Here is a 25,398-nt window from a genome sequence, read left to right on the forward strand (position 1 = left end):
GAACCTCACAACGAGATGTCGGACAACAGGGTGTGGTAACGCTGCAAGATCGCCTCACGTCGCGGGCGGCCATTGGCAGTCAGGGTTTCGTCAAGCGTGCTCAGAGGCATTGGCAAGCGGCGCCAGGCTTGCACCCTGGCGTAATCGGGCAATCGCGCGTTGCATTGCTGTACGGCCTGTTCGATGGCCTCGTCGCTGATGCCGGGATCCAGCGGCCAGAGCAAGGCAAGGTTGCGTGGCAAGGCCTCGCCATGCACGAAAGCCTGGGCGATCACGCCACTTTGGCTCAGCTCGGCTTCCACCCACTCCGGGTTGACGTTGCGCCCGAAACTGGTGATGAACTGATGCTTCTTGCGGCCATTCAGGTAGAGGTAGCCCTCCTCATCGAGGTGGCCTACATCGCCTGTTGCCCACCACTGCCCTGTTACAGGCGGCTCTCCCAGGTAGCCCAGCAGTGTCGAGCCGGCCACCAGGACTTCGCCATCCTCGGCGATGCGCACCTGCACATGCGGCAATGGCTTGCCGACGCTCCCAGGGCGCACAGCCCCTGTGCGGTTGAGCGCCACTACCGAGGCGCACTCGGACAAGCCGTAACCTTCGAACACCGGCAAACCGACCGCCTCGGCCCGCGCGAGCAGGCTTGGCGATACCCGAGCACCGCCTACCGCCACCAAACGCAGTGGGCCGACCCGCATCAGCCCACGCTCGATCGCTGTCACCAACCCCATCAGCAGCTGCGGCACAAGGATCAGGCTCTGCGCCCCACTGAGGGCGATTGCGCCCAGCAGGCGCTTGAAATCGACCTGGCTTGCCCCTCCCATCCCCAACTGCTGCTGCGGATAGAGCTGCACACAAGCGCCAGCCATGAGCGCGGCGTAGACGCCCAGGTTTTCCAGCAGAACACCCAGTGGCAGTACCGCCAGGTATCGCTGCGGCGCGGTTGGGCGGCTGGCGGCCTCCAGCTCATGCGCCACACGCAGCAGGGTTTCAGCGCTCAGGCACACGCCTTTGGGCGTGCCGGTGCTACCGGAGGTGTAAGTGATCTTGGCAGTGCCCTCAGGCAGCGCCGGGGCGACAACACTGTCACGCCGCCAGACGCCAGCTGGCGCCTGCCGGGCAAAACCAAGCGCAATGAGCTGTTCGGCCCACTGCGCCTCGCACACGGCCGCCGTGACTCCGCTTTGCTGCAAGCAGTGCTGGAACTGGGTCGCGCTGAAAAACGGCGGCACTGTCACACTGGCGCGTTCGGCGAACAGCGCCGCCAAATCCCAGAATAGCGCTTCGGGCCCGTTATCCAGCACCACGGCGAAGGTTCCCGGTGGTTGGCTACGCAGGCAACCCGCACGGGATTCGACTTCGTCGAGCAGTTGCCGGTAGGTGTAACGCTGCGCATCGCCCTGAACGGCCACGGCGTCAGGATGCTCCACGGCGTGCTGGCGCAACAGTGCCTGAAAGGCAGTCAGTTCATGCCGCATGGCCGGTCTCCAGGGCTAACATGGGAAACCCAAGCCGCTCGAACATGCCCGCCTGCTTCAGGGCATCGAAGCCAACGCCTATGTTGCCGGCAAATACCTGGGGTCGCTGGTCGTAGTAGGTCCCCCACTGGTCCACTTGGCCCTGCAAGCGCGCAGGATCCGCTGAGGCCAGAACGGTGGGCACCAGCCCCAGTCGCCGGAAACTGTTGAACAGTGTCGCGGCGCCCGTGAATGCGACCCACTCCAGACCTCGCATGGCCAGCAACCACGTCACGGCGATGATCATTATTCGAGCGCTGCCGGCGCTGAGCGAGGCCAGGTTGCCCACCTCTACCATGCAGTTGCGATCTGGCGAGGCACCGGTTACCCGTGAAACGGCCGATTCCAGAGGCTCGTCCAGATACCGCTCAAGAAAGAGCGGCCCTTCGCTGGCCGGCCGCATGCCTGCCGCCGCGATCAGGCGACCGTGGCTACCCTGCAAGGCAAGCAGCTCCGGCAGGTAATGCTGCACATCCGCCTGGTGCACACTGGCAAAGCGCTCGTGTATGAAGTGCTCCAGCTCGCCTCGCCCATGATCGCCGCTAAGGTGAAGAGAAAGGTGCGCCTGATGATCGGCATGGCTACCGATGGGTAACGGAAGCAAACTGTGCCATTGATGAGACTGAGTCATGAAGTTTCCCCCGCCTAGGTGCGACGGAGGAAATTATCGGGGCCGAATCTGAATACAATCTGAAGTCGGCTACTGTCGGAGCGCCTCAGCCCGGCGCTCGTTCATGTGCTGAACCGACTATGACCGAGCACGACGCGTACCCAGCTCGATCCAGACGGGCGCATGGTCGCTGGCCTTGGCCTCGTTGCGCACCCATGCATCGACACCCGCCCGTTTCAGATAAGGCGCAAGCTCGCGATTGAGCAACAGGTGATCGATTCGCAACCCGGCATTGCGGGCCCAGTGGTTACGGAAATAGTCCCAGAAGGTGTAGACACGCTCGTCCGGGTACAGATGGCGTATGGCATCGAGCCAGCCCTGGTCAAGCAGTCGTTGGTAACACGCTCGCGACTCAGGCTGCAGCAGTGCGTCCTTCAGCCAGGAACGCGGGTTATAGATGTCCATGTCGGTGGGCACGACATTGAAATCCCCTGCCAGCAGCGTGGGGTGGCCACTTTCCTGGAGGCTGCGCGCATGCTGGATCAGGCATTCGAACCAGTGCAGCTTGTAATCGAACTTGGGCCCGGGCTGCGGGTTGCCGTTCGGCAGGTAGAGACAAGCGACCAACACCCCGTGTGCCGCAGCTTCCAGATAGCGGCTCTGGCTGTCCTCTTCCAGGCCGGGCAAGCCGCGGCGAACCTCGAGCGGATCCCTGCCCCGCACCAGAATGGCCACGCCGTTCCATGACGGTTGCCCATGATGAAGGCTGCCATAGCCTGCTGCCTCAAGCTCCGCGCGAGGGAACTGCTGATCGGCCGCCTTCAGCTCCTGCAGGCAGGCAATGTCGGGCTGCTCCCGCTCCAGCCAGGCCAGCAGCGCCGGCAAACGGCTGCGGATGCCATTGATGTTGAAGGTGGCAATCTTCAGCGCTTTCATGCGTCCGGGTCGCTCACATGGGCCTGCACGGCATCTTCCAGCGCGCGGATATGCGCCTCATCGGCCAGCGCCTTGAGCGCCAACCAGTCGTCCCAGTCGATGGCACCGTCGTCGCGCAGGGCCTCGGCTGTGCGAAGCAGTTCATGGTGGTAGGCATCCGGTGACGCGCGCCGGTAACTGATGTCGTCGTACTGGGCGTACCAGGCTTCAAGCTCGGGAATGTTGCGTTCGATGCTCATGAAAGCGTCCTCGCTGTACCCTTTGCTTGTCAGAACCCGGGCACAGCGCGACGTTCAATCAGGACGTCACTGAAAGTAATGGGGATACCGTGCCATGTCGCTCTCCAGCTTGTTCGCATCCGCTGCCCTCTTGCGCACTTCGGCATAAAACAGCTGGCACTGGTTCTGAAACCTGGTGAAATCGCGGTTGGCGGTTTCAATGGCACTGCTCAGGTCGCTGCCCTTGAGGCCTTCGACAAGCCGCTGTGACGAGGTATACGCCTGCCAGCAGGCTTCAACCTGCTGCAGCCCCTTTGCAAGGTTCTCGGTGTCGATAGTCGCCATTGCAGCACCCTCTTTGGACCGAGCCTGGTCCGTCGGTGTGAATCGCCAGAGCGACGATAACGGGATGAAGCCTGTCACGACGCGCTTCGGCTAAGAGCGTAGACTATTTCGGCGCAGACGCATGGATACCAGGTTTCACAAGTCTCAGACGCATTATCCGCAAGCTCAGGAGCGAGTGCCATGGATTGCCTTCCAACGCTGTTCACAGACCGTCTTGTTCTCACACCCCTTCAGTTGGGAGATGCAGCAACCATTCAGAAACTGTTCCCCCAGTGGGAGATCGTCCGTTATCTGGACCGTCGTGTGCCGTGGCCTTACCCGGAAGACGGCGCATTGATCTATGTGCGCGATATCGCCCTGCCGGCCATGGTGGCGGGCCGCGAATGGCACTGGATGATCCGGCTGCGCGATGCAACCGAGAACGCCATTGGCAGCATCAGCCTGTATGAACAGCCTGGAAACAACCGAGGCTTCTGGCTTGCACCGCAGTGGTGGGGGCAAGGCTATATGCGCGAAGCATGTCAGGTCATCAACACATACTGGTTCGAAACATTGTCGCGTCCGGTCATGCAGGTTCCCAAAGCGGTTGCCAACCATGCTTCACGCAGGGTTTCGGAGTATGAGGGCATGCGCAGGGTGGCAACGCGAGACGGGCATTTTGTCGCTGGGCAGATGCGGGTAGAGGTATGGGAGATGACACGCAGTGCCTGGCTCGACAGGACGCAAACCTGACCCTACCTCGGCCTTCGCAGATGATGCAGGGTCAAAAGGCAGTCCAGCCTGCGGGCGCGGGCTTGCTCGCGAACACCGGCGAAGTCGGTGCCATGCACCGCCGGGCATTCTCCGCGGCAAAGGCGGCACCTGCCGGAGCTGTGGAAGCCCCGGCAAGCCCCGACAAAGGGGTCAACGCAGATAGTCCTGAACCCACTTCACCCAACAATCAGCGCCAATCTTCACCAACGCATCATTGAAATCGTAGTGGGGGTTATGCACCGAGCACCCATGGAACTCGCCCGTGCCATTGCCCAGCATGAAGTAACAGCCAGGCCGCGCCTGCAACATGTAGGCAAAGTCTTCGGTGCCCATGACCTTCTTCGGCATCTTGTCCAGCAGCGCGCCGTCGGCGAACAACGGCCTCAGGCTGTCACGCAGCAACGTGCTTTCGTGATCGCTGTTGCACAAGGCGGGCGCCAGTTGGGTGAATTGCACCTCGATCTCCACGCCATAGCTTTCTGCGTGCCCCTTGGCCAAGGCGTCAATGCGGCTGTTGATCTTCTGCTGGGTCTGGGCCGTGTCAGTGCGCACGCTCAGCAACATGCAGGCCTCGTCAGGGATGATGTTGTAGACGGTGCCGGCCTGGATCATGCCGATGCTGATCACGGCGTAGTCCTCGACGCTCAGGTTGCGCGACTTGATGGTCTGGATGCCACTGATCAGGCTGTTCAACGCCATCACCGGGTCTACCGACAGTTCCGGCATCGCACCATGCCCGCCTTTACCGGTAATCCGAATGCTGACACGTTCGGAAGACGCCATGGTAGGCCCCGCCTGCACCACGCACGTGCCCACCGGCAAGCCGGGCATGTTATGCAGCGCATACACCGAGTCGCACGGAAAGCGCTCGAACAGGCCGTCGTCGATCATCGCCTTGGCCCCTGCCAGGCCCTCCTCGTCGGGCTGGAATATCACATTCAACGTCCCGTTGAACTGGCGTGTAGTCGCCAGTTGCGCAGCGGCTGCCAGCAGGATCGCGGTATGCCCGTCATGGCCACAGGCATGCATGCGGCCGGGGATCTTGCTGGCATGCGCAAACGCATTCTTTTCGCCCATGGGCAGTGCGTCCATGTCTGCACGCAAACCGATGCTGCGCGGGCTGTCCCCCACTTTCAGCACGCCGACCACACCATGCCCGCCCACATTGCGATGCACTTCATAGCCCAAAGCTTGCAGCTTGTCGGCTACCAGGGCCGCCGTATCGGGGGTGTCGCCGCCAATTTCCGGCGCAGCGTGGATCTGCCGGCGCAGCATGACGAACTCATCCAGCTCGGCGGCTGAGCCCGGTGTTTGATTGCTCTGCAAAATACCCATATCACTCGCATCCTTTGTTTTCAGGGAAGTATCTGAGGCAGGCCAGGCTGACGACGCCGCCGGCCAGCAGGAAGTAGGCTGGCGCCAACGGCGTGCCCAGCGCTGCAATCAGCCAGGTGGCCACCAACGGCGAAAAACCACCGAACAGGGTCACCCCCAGGCTGTAGCTGACCGAGGTGCCGAACGAGCGCCTGGCCTTCGGGAAGCCCTCCATGATCAGCGCGAAGAACGCACCGGCACCGATACAGGTCGGCAAGATCAGGATCGCCACGCCCATCATGGCCAGGCCCATGTGCTGCACTTGCTCAAGCAGATAGAACACGGGCAGGGTCAACACCACCGGCGCGGCGACCGTCCACACCAGCAGGCGTTTTCTGAGCTGATACTTGTCGGCGAATTTGCCGGCCAACGGGCAGATGACGGCCATGCAACCGCTACTGATGCAGGCAATCGCCATCGCGCTGCCGGGTGGATAATGCAAGGCGGTGGTCAGGTAGGTCGGCATGTAGAACACGAACAGGTACATGCCAATGGTCGAGCTGGCCATCAGGCCGATGCCTTGGGCGATGCGTTTGAGCAGTTCGGCATCCAGCCCCTGCGCTGCCTTCTGCGCCGGTGCGGCCTCATGGGTTTCCGGCAACCGCGTGCGTATGTACCAACCGACTGGCCCGATCAGCAGGCCGAAGATGAACGGTATGCGCCATCCCCAGCTTTCCAGCGCGGCAGGGTCGAGCAACTGGCTGAGGGCCAGGCCAAAGCCGGCCCCCACCAAGGCGGCATAGCCTTGGCTGGCGGCCTGCCAGCTGACGCTCTGGCAGCGATTGCCGACCGCACTGGATTCCATCAGGAACACCGACGCGGTACCGACCTCTCCGCCTGCCGACATGCCCTGGATGAGCCGGCCGGTCACCAGTAGCAAGGTGGCGAAAATCCCGATCTGTGAATACGTGGGCGCGAAGGCAATCATTGCGGTGCCCAGGGTCATCAGCCCGATGGTCAGGCTCAAAGCGGCCTTGCGTCCATGCCGGTCAGCATAGCGACCGATGACCATCGCCCCGACCGGGCGCATCAGGAAACCGACGCCAAAGGTGGCCAGCGACATCAACAACGACGCCATGGCCGAGTCAGAGGGGAAGAAGTGCTTGCCGATCAGTACAGCGAAGAAGCTGTAGATCGTGAAGTCGTACATTTCCAGCGCATTGCCCAACGAGCAGGCGACCAAGGTTTTACGGGAGGACGATACCTGCGCGGCTGAATGCGCACCTTTTTGCAGGCTTGGCGATGTGGGTAGCGGTCTGATCATTGTTGTCTCCGTTGGCAAATCGCGGCGTGCAGCGAATATCAGCCAATCGGGCACCCAATACACTTGCAGTTTCGGCATAGGGATAACCAATGAGCAATTTGCCGGCGCGATCGTTGGCCAAATTGCCCTGAGCTGGCGCACAGTCCGCCCTCGCTCCGCGCGCGGCCCCAATAACGCCCACAGATCAGCATCCGTAGCGCAGCGTTGGCGCGGGTACGAAGCCTGTCTAACGCGGATGCGCTCGCCAATCCACACGCCGCGCCAGCCCCTGATTAACCAAACGGCATGACCTGACCGAATAAGCAATCACGCTGCAACGTTCTGTTCACCGACGCTAAAGCCACCACATCACCGTGCTGGCCTGGAGTCGTGAATGAACACTCGCATTACGTCGTTGCTGTTGATGATCCAAGGGGCTTGCCTTGCTGCGCAGGCACAGGCAGAGGGTTTTCCGACGCTCGCGCGGATTGCGCCGGGTTTTGGTTATTACGGGCTGGATTACGGCTTCGATGACACGCTCAAGGTGTACGGCACCGTGGATGCATTCGCCAGCTATCACGACTCACAGCACCACTCGGGTTTCAGGCTGGCCGGTGGCGGCGCCTGGACCAACAAGCTCGGGCTGTACGCACGCAAGGCGCTTGACCCCGATACCGTGGTGGAGCTTGACGTCGAGGAGGGTTTCAACCTCAATGGCGAGGCCCTGGAGGGCACCTGGGATACCGTCGGCACCCTGCGCCTGGCGACAGTCGCCCTGCGCTCGCGCACCCTGGGCAGGCTCGAGTTCGGCAAGACCTACGGCATGGCCACGCCCACCTACGCCGACCCGTTCCTGGCCACCTATGGCTCGCCCTACACCTACCTGGCCCTGCCTGCCGCCGGCAAGGGCGCCTTTTACCTTGACCTGCGCCCCAAGCACACCCTGGCCTACACCAGCCCGACCTTCAGCGGCTTCAGCCTCGGTACCGCGCTGAGCTTCGGCTTCGACGATGCCGCCAGCGCTGGGCGCACCGTGCGTGGCGGTGGCGCCCGGCTGCAATACCGCAACAGCCGGGTGATGTTGCTGGCCTCATACAACCGGTACTACAGCGACCCATGGGACGACGGTGGTGTCTCACGCCAGACCGCCAACGACTTCAAGAGCCTGTCGGCGTTCTACGATTTCGGCCCGCTGGCCACCAGCCTCACCTGGCAACGTCAGGACGTGGACCAGGCCGGCACGCCCAGCACCACGCTCTACACCTTCGGCATGATGGCGCCGGTGGGCGAGCTGGACGTGCTGCGCCTGGCGGTGATGCAACGCCAGGTCAGCGCCCGCGACAAGGACGCGTGGGGTGTGATGATCGGCTACGACCATTTCATCAACCCCCGCTGGGCCCTTTATGGACGCCTCGGCATGATCGCCAACCAGCGCGCCTCGTCGGTCACCTACGCCGGCACCCCGGTGGATCAGGCGGGCGATAACCCAAGCAACGTCTCGCTAGGCATGTACTACCACTTCTGACCCCACGGGGCGGGTCTGCTTGAGCACCTGCCCGCGCAAGCTGTGGAACAGCTCCTGGGCAGGCGCCGTGAGGCTGTGGCGGTCAATGCAGACCAGGTTGATGGGGTAATCCGGAATCAACTCCTGCACCGCCATGGCGACGAACTCGCAATCGATACCGTAGGTAAACCCTTGGTCCACCGCCAGTTCGCTGATGGTCATCAACGATTCCGTGTTCTTCAACAGCTTCAGCGCCATCATCACTGAAGTGCATTCAACGGTGTTCTGTGGCACCCGAAGGCCGTTGGCCTCGAACAGTTGGTGAAACTGCGAAGCCTGGTCGGACAACTCGTCCAGGCTGATCCAGGGGGCGTATTGCAAGGTGCGCAGTGACTGGCTGAACTTCTGCCGATTCGAGGCGTGGCAAATCACCCTGCCCTTGATACTGCCCAGCGCCTCCCAGTCCAGGCTCAGCCGACTCAGCGGTTGCTGCGAAGTAATGGCAAAGTCCAGGCTGCCATCGCGCAAGCGCTGCAGGATCTGGCTGGGGCGCAAGTCGGTGATGGTGATCTTCACCCGCGGGTACTTGCGCCGAAAGGCCAGGATACTTTCATCGACGCCATCGAGCATCGCCGTCAACGACGTCACCCCGATCGACACGGCGCCCAGCGCCGCATCCTGAATGCTCGCCGCTTCGATCTGCAGGCGGCGTATGCTCTCTACCACGAGGTTGGCGTGGCGGATGACACGCTTGCCTTCCTCGGTAAGGGCCATGCCTTTGTGCGACCGCTGCAACAGGGTAAACCCCACCTCCCGCTCCAGCTCCTTGATCGAACGGCTCAGCGCGGGCTGAGTAATGTGCATGAGCTTGGAGGCTTCGAGGATGCTGCCTGCGTTATGAATGGCGACCAGCGCCCTGAGTTGGTGAAGTTTCAACCGTCTGTACCTTGTTGTTAGCGGCCGATTCGAAAGGTGTTCTGGCAGCCCTGACAGCCGTTGTCGGCAAGGCCTGAAAGGTATGGCTAGCGCAACACAGCCAGCAGGCTGGCCGCATCGCTGACCTCGAACTTGCCGGGGCTTTCAACCGCAATGTACTGGACTACCTGGTCGTCGACCAACATCGCATACCGCTGCGAGCGCCGCCCCAAACCGCGTGCCGAAAGGTCCTGGGTCAGGCCCAGCGCCTCGCTGAATTCGCCATTGCCATCGCCGATCATCTTGACCGCATCCCCGACCTGCAAGCTGTTGCCCCAGGCGTTCATGACAAAGGCATCGTTCACCGAGACGCACAGGATCTCGTCAATGCCAGCTGCGAACAACGCAGGGGCCGCCGCGACATAACCGGGAACATGACGTTCAGAGCACGTCGGCGTGAACGCGCCCGGCAATGCGAAGATCAGCACCTTCTTGTGCTTGCAACGCTCGCGAATGGAAAAGGCCTTGGGGCCGATCGCGCAGGCGCCTGCGTCGTTGTTGTATTGATAAAGGGTAACGTCGGGCAATTGATCGCCGGTTTTGATCATCGCTGTCTCCTGGGTGAGGTGAAGGCCAGGCAGCCATGATGCCGCAGTCAACCAGGCAACGCATCATGAGCAGAGCTAAAAAACCTGTGAAATAACTTCAATATCATTCATGCAGCGCCCCACCTAGGATACGCCTCAATCAAACACATCAAGATTACGCTGTGAACGACTCAGCTACGCAACTGACCAGCACTGGATCGCTCACACTCAGGCACCTGGAAGCCGTTACCATGGATAAAGCGCCAACATTCACCGTCAAGCGCATTGCGTTCGACGAACATTATCACCCTGCCGAAAACACCCGCATCACGACCAACTTCGCCAATTTGGCACGGGGTGCAAACCGTCAGCAAAACCTGCGCAATACCTTGGCGATGATCAACAACCGTTTCAATGCGCTGGCGCACTGGGACAACCCCGAACATGATCGCTACCGCGTAGAGCTGGACATCATATCGGTGGAAATGAACCTTGAAAACGCGCAGCACGGCAATGCCCTGCCGCTGATCGAAATATTGAAAACCTATATTGTCGACCGCAAGAACAATACTCGCCTCGAAGGCATGGTAGGCAACAACTTCTCCTCGTACGTGCGCGATTACGACTTCAGCGTACTGTTACTGGAGCATAACAAGCATCGGTCCACCTTCAGCACACCCGATCATTTCGGCGAGCTGCACGGCAACCTGTTCAAGTGTTTCGTCAACTCGCCAACCTACCAGGAGCACTTCGGCAAACCACCGGTTATCTGCCTGAGCGTATCGAGCAGCAGGACTTACCTGCGCACCGAAAATCAGCACCCTGTGCTAGGTGTTGAGTACCTGCAGGATGAGTACTCGCTGACGGATGAATACTTCAGGAAGATGGGCTTGAAGGTGCGCTATTTCATGCCGCCGAACAGCGTCGCCCCGTTGGCATTTTATTTTGCCGGCGACTTGCTGGCTGACTACACCAACCTTGAACTGATCAGCACCATCAGCACCATGGACACCTTCCAGAAAATCTACCGACCCGAGATCTACAACGCCAATTCTCCTGCGGGCAAGGCCTACCAGCCCAGCCTGAAGAACCAGGACTACTCGCTCACGCGCATTGTCTATGACCGGGAAGAGCGCAGCCGCCTGGCGATCGAGCAGGGCAAATTTGCCGAGGAGCAATTTGTCAAACCCTACCAGGCCACGCTGGCGCAATGGTCCGCTCAATACGCACGTTGAACATTCAAAGCATAAGGTCACTGTTCATGAACAAATTGCTACCCACCTCCACGGCCGGCAGCCTGCCTAAACCCGCCTGGCTTGCTCAACCCGAAACACTCTGGTCACCGTGGAAGTTGCAAGACGAGCAACTGGTCGAAGGCAAACAGGATGCCTTGCGCCTGGCCTTGCAAGAACAACAACACGCCGGTATCGACATCGTCAGTGACGGCGAACAAACCCGCCAGCACTTTGTCACCACGTTTATCGAGCAACTCAGCGGCGTTGATTTCGAACAACGGAAAACCGTCAGAATCCGTGATCGCTACGATGCGAGCGTACCGACGGTTGTGGGTGCTGTCGCTCGACAAAAACCGGTGTTTGTCGAAGATGCCAAATTCTTGCGCCAGCACACCACACAGCCGATAAAGTGGGCGCTGCCCGGCCCCATGACCATGATCGACACACTGTATGACAACCACTACAAAAGCCGCGAGAAACTGGCCTGGGAATTCGCCAAGATTCTCAACCAGGAAGCCAGAGAACTGGAAGCCGCGGGCGTGGACATCATTCAGTTCGACGAACCGGCATTCAATGTTTTCTTTGACGACGTGAATGACTGGGGCGTGGCTACCCTGGAAAGGGCCATCGAGGGCCTCAAGTGCGAAACGGCCGTCCATATTTGCTATGGCTATGGCATCAAGGCCAACACCGACTGGAAAAAAACCCTCGGTTCAGAATGGCGGCAATATGAACAGGCCTTCCCCAAACTGCAGCAGTCCAGCATCGATATCATTTCGCTGGAATGCCATAACTCCCATGTTCCGATGGACCTGCTCGAGCTGATTCGCGGCAAGAAAGTCATGGTCGGCGCCATCGATGTGGCCACCCATGTCATTGAAACACCCGAACAGGTCGCCGCCACCCTGCGCAAGGCACTGCAATTCGTCGATGCCGACAAGCTCTACCCTTGCACCAACTGCGGCATGGCGCCCCTGCCCCGCCAGGTAGCCAGCGGCAAGCTCAAGGCCTTGAGTGCAGGCGCAGCCATCGTCCGTCAGGAACTCGCTAACGCACGCTGAAATGAATGCAGCCACAGGACCTACCATGTTGCTTTCCGGTACGGCGATCGAGCCGTCGACTTTTCGCCAGGCACTCGGGCACTACGCATCCGGCATCACGGTGATTACATCGCACCATGAAGGTGAGCCGATCGGCTTCACCTGCCAGTCGTTCTACAGCGTATCGATGAGCCCGCCGCTGGTGTCATTCAGTGTGATGTCCAGCTCGGCCAGCTACCCGAAAATTCGCCAGGCTGGGCGCTTCACGGTCAACATCCTGTCAGGTGAGCAGGTCGGCATTTCCAACCAGTTTGCCCGGCGCGGCGCCAACAAGTGGCACGGCGTCGAATGGCAAGCATCGCCGTTGGGCAACCCGATCATTGCCGGCAGCCTGCACTGGCTTGATTGCGAAATTCACGCCGAACATGCCGCCGGGGACCACCTGATCGTGATTGGCGAAGTCAAAGCGTTGAACCTGCAGGCAACGGCTGCCACGCAGCCGCTGCTGTATTTCAAGGGGCAGTACTGCAACCTCGCCGCGCCTCACGCGGCTTGAGCCTCACCCCACTCACGGAAAACCCATCAAAGGAATTGTCAGGATCACGCAGCAGTGAAGAAAACCCGCCATTACTGCGTTGATCCGCCATTTTACTCATGATCGATTTACGCCACCTGCGAACCCTCCACGCGCTGCGTGAAACCGACAGCCTGCACGAGGCCGCCGAGCGCCTGCACCTGACCCAATCAGCCCTGTCGCACCAGTTCCGCGATATGGAAGAGCGCATCGGCATGCCACTGTTCGTGCGCAAATCCAGGCCGGTGCGCTTCACCAGCGCCGGGCTGAAGCTGCTGCAGCTGGCCGATCAGGTGCTGCCTCAGATCCGCAATACCGAACGGGACCTGGGCAAACTGGCCGGGGGCTGCGCCGGACGGCTGCACATCGCCATCGAGTGCCACAGCTGCTACCAGTGGCTGATGCCTTCAGTGGATGAGTTCCGCGGCGCCTGGCCTGAGGTGGAACTGGACCTCGCCTCGGGTTTTTCCTTCGCGCCACTGCCAGCCCTGGAGCGCGGCGACCTGGACCTGGTGGTGACCTCAGACCCGGTGACACTGCCGGGTATCAGCTACGTGCCGTTGTTCAGCTACGAGGCACTGCTGGCCATCGACAACCACCACGCCATGCGCCACAAGCCGTACCTGGAGCCCGCCGATATCGCCAGCCAGACACTGATCACCTACCCGATCGAACGCACCCGCCTGGACATCTTCACCCGCTTCCTCGACCCCGCCGACGTCGAGCCCGCACAGGTACGTACTTCGGAACTTACCGTGATGATGATGCAACTGGTTGCGTCCGGGCGCGGCGTCTGCTGCCTGCCCAACTGGGCCGTGCACGAATACAGTTCGCGCGGCTATGTAACCGCCAAGCGCCTTGGCGAACACGGCCTGCAGGCAAACCTTTATGCTGCGCTGCGCAGTGACATGCTGGAGGTGCCGTACGTGCGTGATTTTCTGCTCACGGCCAAGGACATCTCGTTCACCACGCTGGCAGGGGTCAGCGTGGCGTCAGGCCCGGTTCTCTGAAAGCCGGGCGTGCGTTTGCGAACCTCAGTGCCGGCCATGGCGCGCCATGCCCGTACCACCAACGAATCAGCCAGCCTTCGCCAACTGCACTTGCAGAAACGCCATCAGTGCCCCCGCCACAGGTGACAAGCTGCGCCCTTTGCGGGTGAGCATGCCGATGTGCCGTTCTACCTTGGGCTCCACAAGGGGCACGAACGCCAGTTTTTCGTTCTCCTGCGGAAAAGCGAGGTACGGCAAGGTACTGATCCCTACCCCCTCCTCCAGCATGGCGATCAACGAAATCATGTTGGAAATGAACAGCCGGCTATCGGCCAGCAAACCCTCGGCCTCGGTACCCGCCAGTAATTGCGAGGTACCGTTGCGGATCATCGGCACGCCCAGCAACTGCGCCCAATGCAGCTGCCCCCCCGCCTGCGCCAGCGGGTGGTCGCTGCGGCACACCACGCCAACCTGATCATTCACGATGGGGGCGAATTCGAGCTGGTCATCGTCCACCCACAGGCTGCTGATGCCGAAATCCACTTGCCCTTGAGCGAGCAACTGCTGCACACGTTCGGCCGTGCCGTCCTGAATGCTGACCTGCACATTGGGGTGCGCGGCCACAAAGCGGGCCAGCGGCCCTGGCAGCATTCGGCTGGCCACAGAAGGCACGGTGGCGATACTGACCTGGCCGATTTCATGCCGGGCAAACAGCATGGCTTCACGGGCAATACGGTCATGGTGCTCGATCAAGCCACGAAACAACGGGAGGCAATGCTCGCCATATGGCGTGAGCTCCACCCGGCCACCGCCCTTTTCGACCAGTGCCTGCCCCAGCTTCTGCTCCAGTTCACGCAGGGCCAGGGATATCGCAGGCTGGGTGCGAAAGGCCTGGCGGGCGGCCGCGTGAAAGCTCTTGTGTTCGGCGACCAGTACGAAGTAACGCAACTGCGCGATTTTCAGCTCGGGCAACATGGTTAGCATTCCTTATCAAAGCATTTTTTTTATTAATTTTTATTTGCTGCATATTGCTCGCATGATGAATGCCATGCAAACGGAGGCGTTCATCCATGTCACACAAGACCTACAACAACTACATCGATGGCCAGTGGTGTGAAGGCCACGCCACTTTGGGCAACTACAGCCCCTCGGACACTGGCGACCTGATCGGCCAGTACCATCAGGCCAGCGCCGAACAGGCCCGCCAGGCCATCCAGGCCGCCCGCGCCGCTCAACCCCTGTGGGCCGCCAGTGGTCTGGAAAGCCGCCAGCAAGTGCTGATGGCCATCGGCGACGAGCTGATCGCCCGCAAGGAAGAGCTCGGCGAACTGCTGTCGCGAGAAGAAGGCAAACCCTTGGCCGAAGGCGTCGGCGAGGTCAATCGCAGCGGCCAGTTCTTCCATTACTACGCCGCCGAAGTGCTGCGCCAGATGGGCGAGACTGCCGCCTCGGTGCGCCCTGGGGTCGACATCGAAGTGCATCGCGAACCGGTGGGTGTGGTGGGCATCATTACCCCATGGAACTTCCCCATGGCCACCGCCGCCTGGAAAATCGCCCCGGCCCTGGCCTTCGGCAACGCCGTGGTGTTCAAGCCGGCCAACCTGGTGCCGGCCAGTGCCTGGGCGCTCACCGAGATCATCAGCCGTCAGGGCCTGCCCAGCGGCACTTTCAACCTGGTGATGGGCAGCGGTGCCGACGTCGGCGAGGCCCTGATCCAGTCCGCCGAGATCGATGCCCTGACGTTCACCGGTTCTCTGCAGACGGGCCGACGCGTAGCGGTGGCCACCGCCGGTAACCTGGTGCGCTGCCAGCTGGAAATGGGTAGCAAGAATGCCCTGGTGGTCATGGACGACGCCGACCTCGAACTGGCCGTGGAATGCGCGCTCAACGGGGCCTTCTTCGGCACCGGGCAGAAATGCACCGCGTCGTCACGGCTGATCGTCTGCGACGGCATCCACGACCGCTTCGTCGAGGCGCTGCGCCTGCGCATGCGCCAGCTCAAGGTCGGCCATGCACTGGAGGCTGGCGTACAGATCGGCCCGGTAGCTGACGCGCGCCAGCTGGAACAGAACCTGGCCTACCTGCAACTGGCCCAGGCCGAAGGCGCCACCCTGATCGAAGGTGGCGAGCGCCTGCAACTGGCCTGCGATGGCTACTACATGCGCCCTGCCTTGTTCATCAACAGCCGCAACGACATGCGCATCAACCGCGAGGAAGTGTTCGGCCCTATCGCCTGCGTGATCCGCGTGCGCGATTTTGAAGAGGCGCTGGCCACGCTCAATGATACCGAGTACGGCCTCACCGCCGGGATCATCACCCAGTCGCTACGCCACGCCAGCCACTTCAAACGCCGCGCCCAGACCGGCTGCGTGATGGTCAACCTGCCCACCGCCGGCACCGACTACCACGTGCCATTCGGGGGCCGTAAAGCCTCGAGTTTCGGCCCTCGGGAACAGGGGCAATACGCTCGCGACTTCTACACCGTGGTCAAGACCACCTACCTGCGGCCCTGAAGGAATACATGCCATGCACGACCTCTTGATGATCGACGGCCTGCAGTACTCCAACTGGAGCCAGGAAATATTCCAGCAGATGCAGGCCGGTGGCCTGAGCGCGGTGCACGCCACCATCGCCTACCACGAAAACGCCCGCGAAACCCTGTCGCGCCTGGGCGAGTGGAACCGCCGCTTCGAGACATGGCCCGAGCTGATCCGCCCGGTACGCACGGCCAGCGACATCCGCCTGGCCCACGAGGAGGGCCGGGTGGGCATCTTCTTCGGCTTCCAGAACTGCTCGCCGATCGAGGACGACATTGCCCTGGTGGAGGTTTTCCGCCAGCTCGGGGTGTTCGTCATGCAGCTGACCTACAACAACCAAAGCCTGCTGGCCAGCGGCTGCTATGAGCGCGAGGACAACGGCATCAGCCGCTTCGGCCGCCAGGTGATCGCCGAAATGAACCGCGTCGGCATGCTCATCGACATGTCTCACAGCGCCGAGCGAAGCACGCTTGAGGCCATCGAACTGTCGAGCCGACCGGTGATCATCTCCCACGCCAACCCTGCCAGCTTCCACGCCGCCAAGCGCAACAAGTCCGATGCGGTGCTACGCGGGATCGCAGAGTCCGGCGGGCTGCTGGGGTTCAGCACCTACCCGTTCCATCTCAAGGGTGCCTCGGACTGTAGCCTGGAAAGTTTCTGCGACATGGTCGCGCGCACCGCCGACCTGATGGGTGTGGAGCACATCGGCATCGGCACCGACCTGTGCCAGGCGCAACCCTTGTCTGTGCTGGAATGGATGCGCAACGGCCGCTGGAGCAAGGACAAGGACTACGGCGAAGGCTCCAGGGACAACGCCAACTGGCCGGCGCCCTTGCAGTGGTTCCGCGACAGCCGCGACTTCCGCAACATTGCCCAGGGCCTGCGCGCCCGCGGCTTTGCCGAGCACGACGTGGGCAACATCATGGGGCTGAACTGGTTGCGCTTGCTGGAGACCGCCACCACGGCACAGGCCTGAACCCCTTGCACGGACAGCATCAACAATAAAAAAAATCGCAGGTTCCGGAGGTTTCATGAAAAACCCAACCACCTTGCAGGCCGACGGCCAGGCCATGGGCCTGCCTATGGCACGCGATATCGACTGGCCGTTGTTCCTGATCAGCGGCGGATTCCTCGGCGCCTTCCTGCTGGCGGCGCTGATCGACATCGACACCGTGTCGGCGCTGGTCAATACCCTGTTCGCCTGGTCGACAAAGGCCTTTGGCCTCTATTGGCAAGTGCTGATGCTGGTAACCTTCGCCGTCAGCCTGTTCATCGGGTTTTCCAGATGCGGGCGTGTACGCCTGGGCGGGGTCACCCAGCGCCCGGACGTCAGCACCTTCAACTGGATCGCAGTGATCATGTGCGCCTTGCTGGCAGGTGGTGGCGCCTTCTGGGCCGCTGCCGAACCCTTGATGCACTTTGCCAGCCCACCGCCCTTCTTCGCCGGCCTGCAACCGCACAGTGAAGCAGCGGCCACCGCGGCACTGGCGCAATCGTTCGTGCACTGGGGCTTCCTGGCCTGGGCCGTTCTGGGTAGCCTGCTGGCGATCGTGCTGATGCACCTGCATTACGATAAAGGCCTTCCGCTGGCGCCGCGTACCCTGCTCTACCCCCTGTTCGGCAAGCGAGCGCTCAAGGGCCCGATCGGCACCTTGGCCGACGCTGCCTCGATCATCGCGGTAGTGGCCGGCACCATCGGTCCGATCGGTTTCCTTGGCCTGCAGATCAGCAGCGCCATGCACGCCGTGTGGGGGTTGCCCAACACTATCGTCACCCAGTCGCTGACCATTGTCCTGGTCACCGCGATGTACACTGTCTCGTGCCTGGTGGGCCTCAAAGGCATCCGCTTTGTCAGCGAGATCAACGTCTGGTTGATGATCGGCCTGGCACTGTTCATGGTGGTATTCGGACCGACGCTGTTCATCCTCGGCGGTTTCCCGGCGGCCTTTGCCCTGCACGTGGAGCACTTCATCCCGCTGACGATGTTCCGCGCCGACCCCAAATGGCTGGACTGGTGGACGGTGTTCTACTGGGGCTGGTTCATCGGCTACGCGCCCATGGTGGCACTGTACGTCGCGCGGATCTCGCGGGGCCGCACCATCCGCGAGATCATCATGACGCTGTCGATCATCGCACCGCTGGTGACCATGTTCTGGTTCACCGTGGTAGGCGGTACCGGGATCGGCCTGGAGCTGCAAACGCCAGGCAGCGTCACCGCCCATGGCGCCAAGCCTGAAGACCTGTTGCTGGGAGTGACGCAGAACCTGCCACTGGGTGGCCTTGTCAGCGCGCTGTTCCTGTTCCTGAGTTTCATCTCGGTGGCCACCAATGGCGACGCCATGGCCTTCACCGTGGCGCTGGCGATGTCCAGCGACGATAAACCGAAGAAGTGGTTGCGCGGTTTCTGGGCAATCGGCATGGGCCTGGCGGCGGTGGTGCTGATCACCATTGGCGCAGGCGGTGTGACGGCCCTGCAATCCTTCATTGTCATCACCGCGGTGCCGGTGTCGCTGGTGATCCTGCCAGCCCTGTGGGATGCCGTGCGCATCGCTCGACACATGGCCCGTGAACAAGGCGTCTGAACATGATCCATCCAGGTACAACAACAATGCCCAACAGCGTGCCTGCAATACCCGCGTTGCGCCCTGCCAGCCAAGTCATGGACCTGGCCCGGCTGGGTAGCCACTTCCAGAGCCCGCTAAGCTTCGTGCGCAGCAGCATGCGGCGGATGATGCAACAGCGCTGGCAAATCCGGCGCAGCTGTTTCGACCTCGATGGCCAAGGCTTCGGCACTGCGATCTACCGCATCGAAACGCCGAACGGCCATTACCACTGCGTGATCTTCTCGGCCTACCTGCCGCCGGAAAAGCGCAGCGATCGGGTCATCGCCGACCAGTGGGACGTCAGCTTCGTGCTGGTGGCCGGCGATGTCGACTCGGCACAGCTGGCCGACCTGCAACGCAACGTGCCGCTGCAGGAAGCCGGCCGCTTCGATGCACGCGTGCTGGTGTTGTCGCGGGCCAACCGTAGCTTGCGCAATTTCGACCGGTTTCTGGCGGCGCTGGCAGAAGGTCGCCAGCCCGATCCACAGCAACTGGCTGAAGTCGGCTACCTGTATCGCACTACAGCTGTTTACGGTAACGGCAAGTTCGGCATCGCCGATTTTGGTTGCCTGCAAGATAACCCGGACTTCAACCAGCCGTTCAGCGCGCAGATGTTCACCGTCTACCTGCTGCGTCACTTCAGCATCGAGCAGATCAACCACATGGCCCAGGCACTCGCCCCGCAGCGGGCAGTGCAACTGGCCCCGGCCCTTCAACGCTACCTGGGGGTCGGCAACGCGACCGGGCTGGGAATGGCCCCTTTTCTGATCAACCACCCTCAACTGGTGGAGCACTGGATCAGTACGCGGGAAACGGCCCTGGCACTAGTACTGGCGCAGTCGGCGGAGCCCGACCAATTGGCACGCCTGCAGCAATTGCTGGCGCGCGCCCAGTTGCACCTGAGCCAGTCCCGGACCGAAGACCAGCGCCAGCATGAGCAGAACCTGCAAACCTTGGCCGAGCTTGCTTTACTGGCCACCTGGCTTGGCACGCAAGCCGACGGCGCGGGCCTTTGGCCGCGCCTGCTGGCCTGGGCGCAATTACACACGGGGGTGGGCTGCCAGGAGCTTCTGGTCAGCCTGCTGCTGGAGCTGTACCCCGAGCAGGTCACGCCCCTGGCCGAGCACATGGGGGTCAACGAAAGCTGGCAGCTGGACGCCCAGATGCCCCTTGGGCAACTGCGCCAGCTCATCGAGCAGCAGTATGGCTGGGCGTTGCGCTACGACTTCAGTGCTGCCGATGCGGAGCACTTCTTCTGGTACCGCTCAGCTGAAAAAGAAGAGCCGCGCCTGGGCATTCGCGCAGAGGAGCCAGGGGCCGAAAAAGAAATGCAGCTGGGTATCGCCCGCAATATCCAGCAGTGCCATAGCGCGCTGCTGGAGCACCTGCAACTGCAGCCTCAGGCGCTGACCGCTCACTTCCTGATCGCCCAACCGATGTTCAAGGGCGCGGTACGCCGCCTGCAAGGCATGGCAAAAACGAACTACGGTGAAATCCGTGCCAATCTGCTGGCCCGGGACATGCTGCCGATTCACCTGCTGCGCTGCAAACTGGCATTTTTCGGCGCGGGGAAATTCGACCCCAAGTCAAGCCGCTGGGTGCGTATCACGCTGTTCCAGGGCGCGCCGCTGGTCAGCGACATCGGTCAGCCGTTCGCAGACGACTGGAATTTCGCAGTCATGCCGCAAAGGGAGCTTTGACCATGCGCGTATCGCTTAACGAAATACAGGTGATGTGCCGCAAGGCATTCGAAGGCATGGGCTTCGCCCCGGGCGACTGCGAGGATGCCGCCGAACTCGTGGGCTGGTTGCAACTGCAGGGGCTCGATGGCGTCGGTGCACTGGAAAAGGCGTTGCGTTATCTGCAAGGCGAAGCTGCACGGCCATACGCCTTGTGCCATGAGGATAACGCCCTGCTGGTGATCGACGCCAAGGGCCAGAGCGTGTTGCGCTGCGCCGCCACGGTGGTGGAACTGGCGGCAGCCAAGGCCATGCGCTGTGGTCAGGCCGAACTGCGCATACGCCACTGCCACAACCGTTTGCTGTTGCTGGGCTACCTGAGCCGGGCAGCGGTGCAGGGACTGCACGTGCAAGCCCGCTGGGAGGACGCCCGCCAATGCCACTGGGCCGATTTTACCGCCGGCATGCCGCGCCCGGAACTGAGCAGTGAAACCCGGCCCCAGGCCATTGAAGCGGCCGCGCAGGACGTAACGGTGCTGTTCACTCGAGCAGGCCAGACCGCCCAGGCAATAACCGACCCGCAGCGCACACTGCAGCAAGGTTTTACAGTCGACGAACATACCTGGCAAAGGCTCAGGCAGCTGGCCGAACACATCCTTGTCGAGAGCACCGATGCCTCACGCCGCCACGGTGCAGGCGGCGGCAGCGACGCCGACTGAACACCCTTGCCACTGAGGAAACAACCCATGAAGCATGCGATAAAGACCGAGCTGTTCGCCTCCAGGGCGCCACTGGAATGGGCGGTCGTCGGCAACGGTACGTTGTACACGGCTCAGATCCCAATCGATACGCAGGGCCAGGTGGTTGCCGGCGGCATCGAGGCCCAGGCCCGCCAGACACTGGACAACCTGCGCCACACCCTGGAAGCCGCTGGCAGCTCGCTGGATGCCGTGACCCAGGTGCTGATCTACGTGACCGACCGCCGTTATCTGGCAACTGTAAATGCCGTGTACGCCGAGTATTTCCAGGCACCCTACCCCAACCGCGCGGCCGTAGTGGTGGCTGGCCTCGCCCGGGAAGAAATGTTGGTGGAACTGGTGGTCTACGCCTGCCTCTGACGCCCTGAAGGCGCCCGTCTCACGATATTCAGCGTTCGCGCAATCGAGTGCCGCCCGCGCGGCGCTCGATGCATGCCCCCTCCGCCCCACGTCATGCACCCGGAATATTCCCTTTTTCGCCCGCCAGGTACCGGCCTGCGCCCCATTTCGGTTCAAAACCCGCGCCCGGATCAAAAGCGCCCTTTTTTGATGCGCCGGCCCTTGCGGCCAGGCAGCTCACATCGGGTGTGCCCCTCACATATCCCGCCCCCCAGAGCCGCCAGGCGTATTCGGCACTTTTATTGCACAGACTGATTGTGCTCAACGCACAGGCAATCTACCGAGACCGAGGTTAACGCGAGACACAGCTCCCACTTACCCCAGCAAGGCAGCACCCTGAAAGACGCAGATGAACCGCAATGAAGCTGCCGGCAACGGCGGCAAGGAGTGGGTATGTCCCGGGCTTTTTTCAATGAAATGTACGAAGCGAACGGCAACTGCCGTCCGCATTACCAGGAGTTCGCCCGCTGGCTGGCCAACACCCCGCTGGAGTTGCTGGAACAGCGCCGGCGCGAGGCCGACCTGCTGTTTCACCGCGCAGGCATCACCTTCACCTTGTATGGCGACAAGCAGGATACCGAGCGCCTGATCCCCTTCGATATCATCCCGCGCAGCATCCGCGCCAGCGAATGGCGCACGGTCGAGCGTGGCTGCATTCAACGGGTACAGGCGCTGAACCTGTTCCTGCAGGACATCTACCACGACCAGCGCATTCTCAAGGCCGGCATCATCCCACCAGAGCAAGTGCTGGCCAACGAGGGCTACCAGATCGCCATGCAGGGCCTGGACCTTCACCGTGGGCTGTATGCGCATATTGCCGGTGTCGACCTGGTACGTGACGGCGATGGCAGCTACTTCGTGCTGGAAGACAACCTGCGCACCCCCAGCGGCGTCAGCTACATGCTCGAAGACCGCAAGATGATGATGCGCCTGTTCCCCGAACTGTTTGCCGCCCAGCGCATCGCGCCCATCGATCACTACCCCAACCTGCTGCTGGACACGCTCAAGAGCGCCAGCCCAATGGACAACCCCACCGCGGTGCTGCTCACGCCCGGCCGTTTCAACAGCGCCTATTTCGAGCATGCCTTCCTGGCGCGGGAAATGGGCATCGAGCTGGTCGAAGGCGCCGACCTGTTCGTGCGTGATGAGCATGTCTACATGCGCACCACTGCCGGCCCCCAACAGGTGGACGTGATCTATCGTCGCCTGGACGACGACTACCTCGACCCGCTGTCCTTCAACCCTGACTCGATGCTGGGCGTACCGGGGCTGATCTCGGTTTACCGCGCCGGCAATGTGGTACTGGCCAACGCCGTCGGCACTGGCGTGGCCGATGACAAATCCATCTACCCCTTCGTCGACGACATGATCCGCTTTTACCTGAGCGAAGAACCGATCCTGAACAACGTGCCGACCTGGCAGTGCCGCAAGCCGGCGGACCTGTCCCATGTACTGGCCCACCTGCCCGAACTGGTGGTCAAGGAAACCCAGGGCTCCGGCGGCTATGGCATGTTGGTCGGGCCCGCCTCGACCAAAGCCCAGATCGAGGACTTCCGCGCGCGCATCAAAGCCCGCCCGCACGCCTATATCGCTCAACCGACGCTGTGCCTGTCAACCTGCCCGACCTTCGTCGACAGCGGCATCGCACCGCGTCACATCGACCTGCGCCCGTTCGTGTTGTCAGGCAGTGAAACCCGCCTGGTGCCCGGTGGCCTGACGCGCGTGGCGCTCAAGGAAGGCTCGCTGGTGGTCAACTCGTCGCAAGGCGGCGGTACCAAGGACACCTGGGTGGTGGAGGACTGAGCCATGCTTTCGCGAACCGCTTCCGACCTGTACTGGATGTCCCGCTACCTGGAGCGTGCAGAAAACCTCGCACGCATGCTCGAGGTCAGCTACTCGCTATCGCTGATGCCCCAGGCCGGGCGCAGCGACGGCCATGCCGAACTGGCAATGTCGCTGATGGCCTCGGGCATGCTGGACGACTACCTGCGTCGGCACAAGGAACTCGACACCGAGCGCATGCTGCACTTCTTCGCCCTCGACGCCACCAACCCCAGCAGCATCTACTGCTGCCTGCAGGCCGCCAGGACCAATGCCCATGCAGTGCGCGGCCGTATCACCGCCGACATGTGGGAGAACATCAACGCCACCTGGATCGAAATGCGCAACATTGCCAGCAACGGCCTGGGTCGCTATGGCATCAGCCAGTTCTGCGACTGGGTCAAGGAACGATCGCACCTGTTCCGCGGTGCGACCTCCGGCACCATCATGCGCAACGACGCCTACAGCTTCATTCGCCTGGGGACCTTCCTGGAGCGGGCGGACAACACCCTGCGCCTGCTCGATTCGCGCTATGAAATGTTCGGCGAGGCCTCCGAAGAGGTCAGCGACGACTCTGCCCGCGGCTATTACCAATGGAGCGCCCTGCTGCGCGCGCTGACCTCGTACGAGGCCTTCAACGAGCTCTATCGCGCCGCGCCCAGTGCCCGGCCGGTGTCCGAGCTGCTGCTGTTGCGGGTGGACGTGCCGCGCTCGCTGCATGCCTGCATCGAGGAACTGGACCTGATCCTGGCGGGCCTGCCCGGCAGTACCGGGCGTGCCGCCCAGCGCATGGCCGCCGAACTGAACGCGCGCCTGCGCTACACCGCAATCGACGAAATCCTTGATGCAGGGTTGCACCCCTGGCTGAGCGACTTCATCGGCCGCATCAACCAACTGGGCCAGGCCGTCCATCACTCCTACCTGGAGGTTGTATGAAACTGTCCATTCGCCACGACACGACCTATAGCTATGCCAGCGACGTGTGCAACAGTATCCAGTTCCTGCGCCTGACACCGCGCAGCAGCGAACGCCAGCGTATCAATCAATGGCAACTGGACCTGCCCTGCAAGGTAAAGGGCCAGATCGACCCTTACGGCAACATCCTGCATGTGCTGACACTGGACAAACCCCATGGCCACCTGGCGCTTACCGCACACGGCCAGGTCGAGATCGACCCGGATTGCGAACACGAGACCGAGAGCCAGTCGCCCCTGCCGTTCCTGCGCGGCAGCCACCTGACGCAGGCCGACGACACCCTGACTGCTTTCGCCGTCCGGCAATGTGGCAGTCACCGCGACCGGGCAGCACTGATCGGGCTGATGCAAGGCCTGGCCGAGCACATGCCCTACAGCCCGGGGGCCACGTCAGTGGGCACCACGGCCATCGAAGCCTTCAACGGTGGCGCAGGTGTGTGTCAGGACCACACGCACGCCTTCCTGGCCTGCGCACGCAGCCTGGGGGTACCGGCACGCTATGTGTCCGGCTACCTGTGCACCGAGGACGAACAACACCTGGCCAGCCACGCCTGGGCCGAAGCCTGGGTCGACGATGCCTGGTACAGCTTCGACATTACCAATCGCCTGACCCGGCCAGAGCGTCACCTGAAGCTGGCGGTGGGCCTGGACTACCTCGATGCCTGTCCGGTCAGGGGCGTACGCCGCGGCGGCGGCGCCGAATCGATGCAGGCCAGCGTCCACGTGCATCGCCAGTGACAGGCTGGCGTCAGACCGGTCTTGCCGCGCGAGTGCGGCAAGACCCCTCCAC

25 protein-coding genes are annotated in these 25,398 nt (G+C 62.0%); 15 read left to right on the forward strand and 10 right to left on the reverse strand.

The window, feature by feature from the left end; all coding sequences use genetic code 11:
• Window positions 1–5: 5 nt before the first annotated feature.
• The 5 genes from V7787_RS10810 to V7787_RS10830 form a co-directional block, all read right to left on the reverse strand.
• The gene (locus V7787_RS10810) at window positions 6–1,475 is read right to left on the reverse strand and encodes an AMP-binding protein (protein ID WP_064493336.1); all 1,470 of its coding nucleotides are present in this window, start codon (window positions 1,473–1,475) and stop codon (window positions 6–8) included.
• Window positions 1,465–2,145 (reverse strand): thermostable hemolysin, encoded by a 681-nt coding sequence (locus V7787_RS10815; protein WP_010953624.1) that lies wholly within the window; start codon window positions 2,143–2,145, stop codon window positions 1,465–1,467. The genes V7787_RS10810 and V7787_RS10815 overlap by 11 nt, the downstream gene beginning before the upstream one ends.
• 117 nt (window positions 2,146–2,262) lie before the next feature.
• Window positions 2,263–3,060 carry an exodeoxyribonuclease III gene (xth, locus tag V7787_RS10820; RefSeq protein WP_104887459.1) on the reverse strand — a complete coding sequence of 266 codons (798 nt, stop codon included), beginning with the start codon at window positions 3,058–3,060 and terminating at the stop codon, window positions 2,263–2,265.
• Window positions 3,057–3,299, reverse strand: a complete 243-nt coding sequence (locus V7787_RS10825; protein ID WP_003254042.1) for a hypothetical protein — start codon at window positions 3,297–3,299, stop codon at window positions 3,057–3,059. Before V7787_RS10825 ends, xth begins: the two co-directional genes overlap by 4 nt.
• Window positions 3,300–3,365: 66 nt before the next feature.
• On the reverse strand, window positions 3,366–3,623 hold the full coding sequence (locus V7787_RS10830) for a hypothetical protein (protein ID WP_104887458.1): 258 nt from the start codon (window positions 3,621–3,623) through the stop codon (window positions 3,366–3,368).
• Between the two features lie 180 nt (window positions 3,624–3,803).
• Between V7787_RS10830 and V7787_RS10835 the strand changes: the two genes are divergently transcribed.
• On the forward strand, window positions 3,804–4,355 hold the full coding sequence (locus V7787_RS10835) for a GNAT family N-acetyltransferase (RefSeq protein ID WP_064490956.1): 552 nt from the start codon (window positions 3,804–3,806) through the stop codon (window positions 4,353–4,355).
• Between the two features lie 171 nt (window positions 4,356–4,526).
• On the opposite strand, the gene V7787_RS10840 is transcribed toward V7787_RS10835, so the two are convergent.
• Complete coding sequence (locus tag V7787_RS10840) at window positions 4,527–5,711, reverse strand: M20 aminoacylase family protein (RefSeq protein ID WP_104887456.1); 1,185 nt, start codon at window positions 5,709–5,711, stop codon at window positions 4,527–4,529.
• 1 nt (window position 5,712) lies between these two features.
• A complete protein-coding gene (locus V7787_RS10845) occupies window positions 5,713–7,014 on the reverse strand; it encodes an MFS transporter (protein WP_279840596.1) in 1,302 nt (433 codons plus the stop codon).
• Window positions 7,015–7,387: 373 nt separating this feature from the next.
• On the opposite strand from V7787_RS10845, the gene V7787_RS10850 reads away from it, so the two are divergent.
• A complete protein-coding gene (locus V7787_RS10850; RefSeq protein ID WP_064490953.1) occupies window positions 7,388–8,518 on the forward strand; it encodes a porin in 1,131 nt (376 codons plus the stop codon).
• On the opposite strand, the gene V7787_RS10855 is transcribed toward V7787_RS10850, so the two are convergent.
• Complete coding sequence (locus tag V7787_RS10855) at window positions 8,495–9,433, reverse strand: LysR family transcriptional regulator (RefSeq protein WP_010953617.1); 939 nt, start codon at window positions 9,431–9,433, stop codon at window positions 8,495–8,497. The two genes, V7787_RS10850 and V7787_RS10855, sit on opposite strands and share 24 nt — an antisense overlap.
• A gap of 86 nt (window positions 9,434–9,519) precedes the next feature.
• Complete coding sequence (locus tag V7787_RS10860) at window positions 9,520–10,020, reverse strand: peroxiredoxin (protein ID WP_010953616.1); 501 nt, start codon at window positions 10,018–10,020, stop codon at window positions 9,520–9,522.
• A 230-nt stretch (window positions 10,021–10,250) separates the two neighbouring features.
• Here V7787_RS10860 and V7787_RS10865 point away from each other — a divergent pair, with 230 nt between their 5' ends.
• From V7787_RS10865 to V7787_RS10880, 4 genes are all read left to right on the forward strand, one after another.
• On the forward strand, window positions 10,251–11,234 hold the full coding sequence (locus V7787_RS10865; protein WP_198747262.1) for a DUF1852 domain-containing protein: 984 nt from the start codon (window positions 10,251–10,253) through the stop codon (window positions 11,232–11,234).
• A 26-nt stretch (window positions 11,235–11,260) separates the two neighbouring features.
• Window positions 11,261–12,295, forward strand: a complete 1,035-nt coding sequence (locus tag V7787_RS10870) for a methionine synthase (RefSeq protein WP_336087971.1) — start codon at window positions 11,261–11,263, stop codon at window positions 12,293–12,295.
• Window positions 12,296–12,320: 25 nt separating this feature from the next.
• Window positions 12,321–12,830: a flavin reductase family protein gene (locus tag V7787_RS10875; RefSeq protein WP_021782251.1), complete on the forward strand. Its 510-nt coding sequence runs from the start codon at window positions 12,321–12,323 to the stop codon at window positions 12,828–12,830.
• Between the two features lie 98 nt (window positions 12,831–12,928).
• On the forward strand, window positions 12,929–13,858 hold the full coding sequence (locus V7787_RS10880) for a LysR family transcriptional regulator (protein WP_020191787.1): 930 nt from the start codon (window positions 12,929–12,931) through the stop codon (window positions 13,856–13,858).
• 66 nt (window positions 13,859–13,924) lie between these two features.
• On the opposite strand, the gene V7787_RS10885 is transcribed toward V7787_RS10880, so the two are convergent.
• Window positions 13,925–14,812, reverse strand: a complete 888-nt coding sequence (locus V7787_RS10885; RefSeq protein ID WP_014860458.1) for a LysR substrate-binding domain-containing protein — start codon at window positions 14,810–14,812, stop codon at window positions 13,925–13,927.
• 95 nt (window positions 14,813–14,907) lie between these two features.
• On the opposite strand from V7787_RS10885, the gene V7787_RS10890 reads away from it, so the two are divergent.
• The 9 genes from V7787_RS10890 (at window position 14,908) to V7787_RS10930 (ending at window position 25,346) form a co-directional block, all read left to right on the forward strand.
• Complete coding sequence (locus V7787_RS10890; protein ID WP_279840595.1) at window positions 14,908–16,350, forward strand: aldehyde dehydrogenase family protein; 1,443 nt, start codon at window positions 14,908–14,910, stop codon at window positions 16,348–16,350.
• 13 nt (window positions 16,351–16,363) lie between these two features.
• Window positions 16,364–17,350, forward strand: a complete 987-nt coding sequence (locus V7787_RS10895; protein ID WP_003254063.1) for a dipeptidase — start codon at window positions 16,364–16,366, stop codon at window positions 17,348–17,350.
• Between the two features lie 55 nt (window positions 17,351–17,405).
• Window positions 17,406–18,956: a BCCT family transporter gene (locus V7787_RS10900; protein ID WP_279840593.1), complete on the forward strand. Its 1,551-nt coding sequence runs from the start codon at window positions 17,406–17,408 to the stop codon at window positions 18,954–18,956.
• A gap of 26 nt (window positions 18,957–18,982) precedes the next feature.
• Window positions 18,983–20,677: a hypothetical protein gene (locus V7787_RS10905; protein WP_064490948.1), complete on the forward strand. Its 1,695-nt coding sequence runs from the start codon at window positions 18,983–18,985 to the stop codon at window positions 20,675–20,677.
• Window positions 20,678–20,679: 2 nt separating this feature from the next.
• Entirely contained in the window at window positions 20,680–21,375 is a 696-nt protein-coding gene (locus V7787_RS10910; protein WP_019751161.1) for a DUF3726 domain-containing protein, read from the forward strand.
• Between the two features lie 27 nt (window positions 21,376–21,402).
• Window positions 21,403–21,774 (forward strand): RidA family protein, encoded by a 372-nt coding sequence (locus V7787_RS10915; RefSeq protein WP_003254071.1) that lies wholly within the window; start codon window positions 21,403–21,405, stop codon window positions 21,772–21,774.
• Between the two features lie 432 nt (window positions 21,775–22,206).
• Window positions 22,207–23,616, forward strand: coding sequence for a circularly permuted type 2 ATP-grasp protein (locus tag V7787_RS10920; RefSeq protein WP_064490946.1), 1,410 nt, complete (start codon window positions 22,207–22,209; stop codon window positions 23,614–23,616).
• A 3-nt stretch (window positions 23,617–23,619) separates the two neighbouring features.
• Window positions 23,620–24,570 (forward strand): alpha-E domain-containing protein, encoded by a 951-nt coding sequence (locus V7787_RS10925; RefSeq protein WP_003254074.1) that lies wholly within the window; start codon window positions 23,620–23,622, stop codon window positions 24,568–24,570.
• The gene (locus V7787_RS10930; protein WP_336087985.1) at window positions 24,567–25,346 is read left to right on the forward strand and encodes a transglutaminase family protein; all 780 of its coding nucleotides are present in this window, start codon (window positions 24,567–24,569) and stop codon (window positions 25,344–25,346) included. The genes V7787_RS10925 and V7787_RS10930 overlap by 4 nt, the downstream gene beginning before the upstream one ends.
• The last annotated feature ends 52 nt before the right edge of the window (window positions 25,347–25,398 follow it).

This window comes from Pseudomonas sp. CGJS7 (assembly GCF_036961695.1).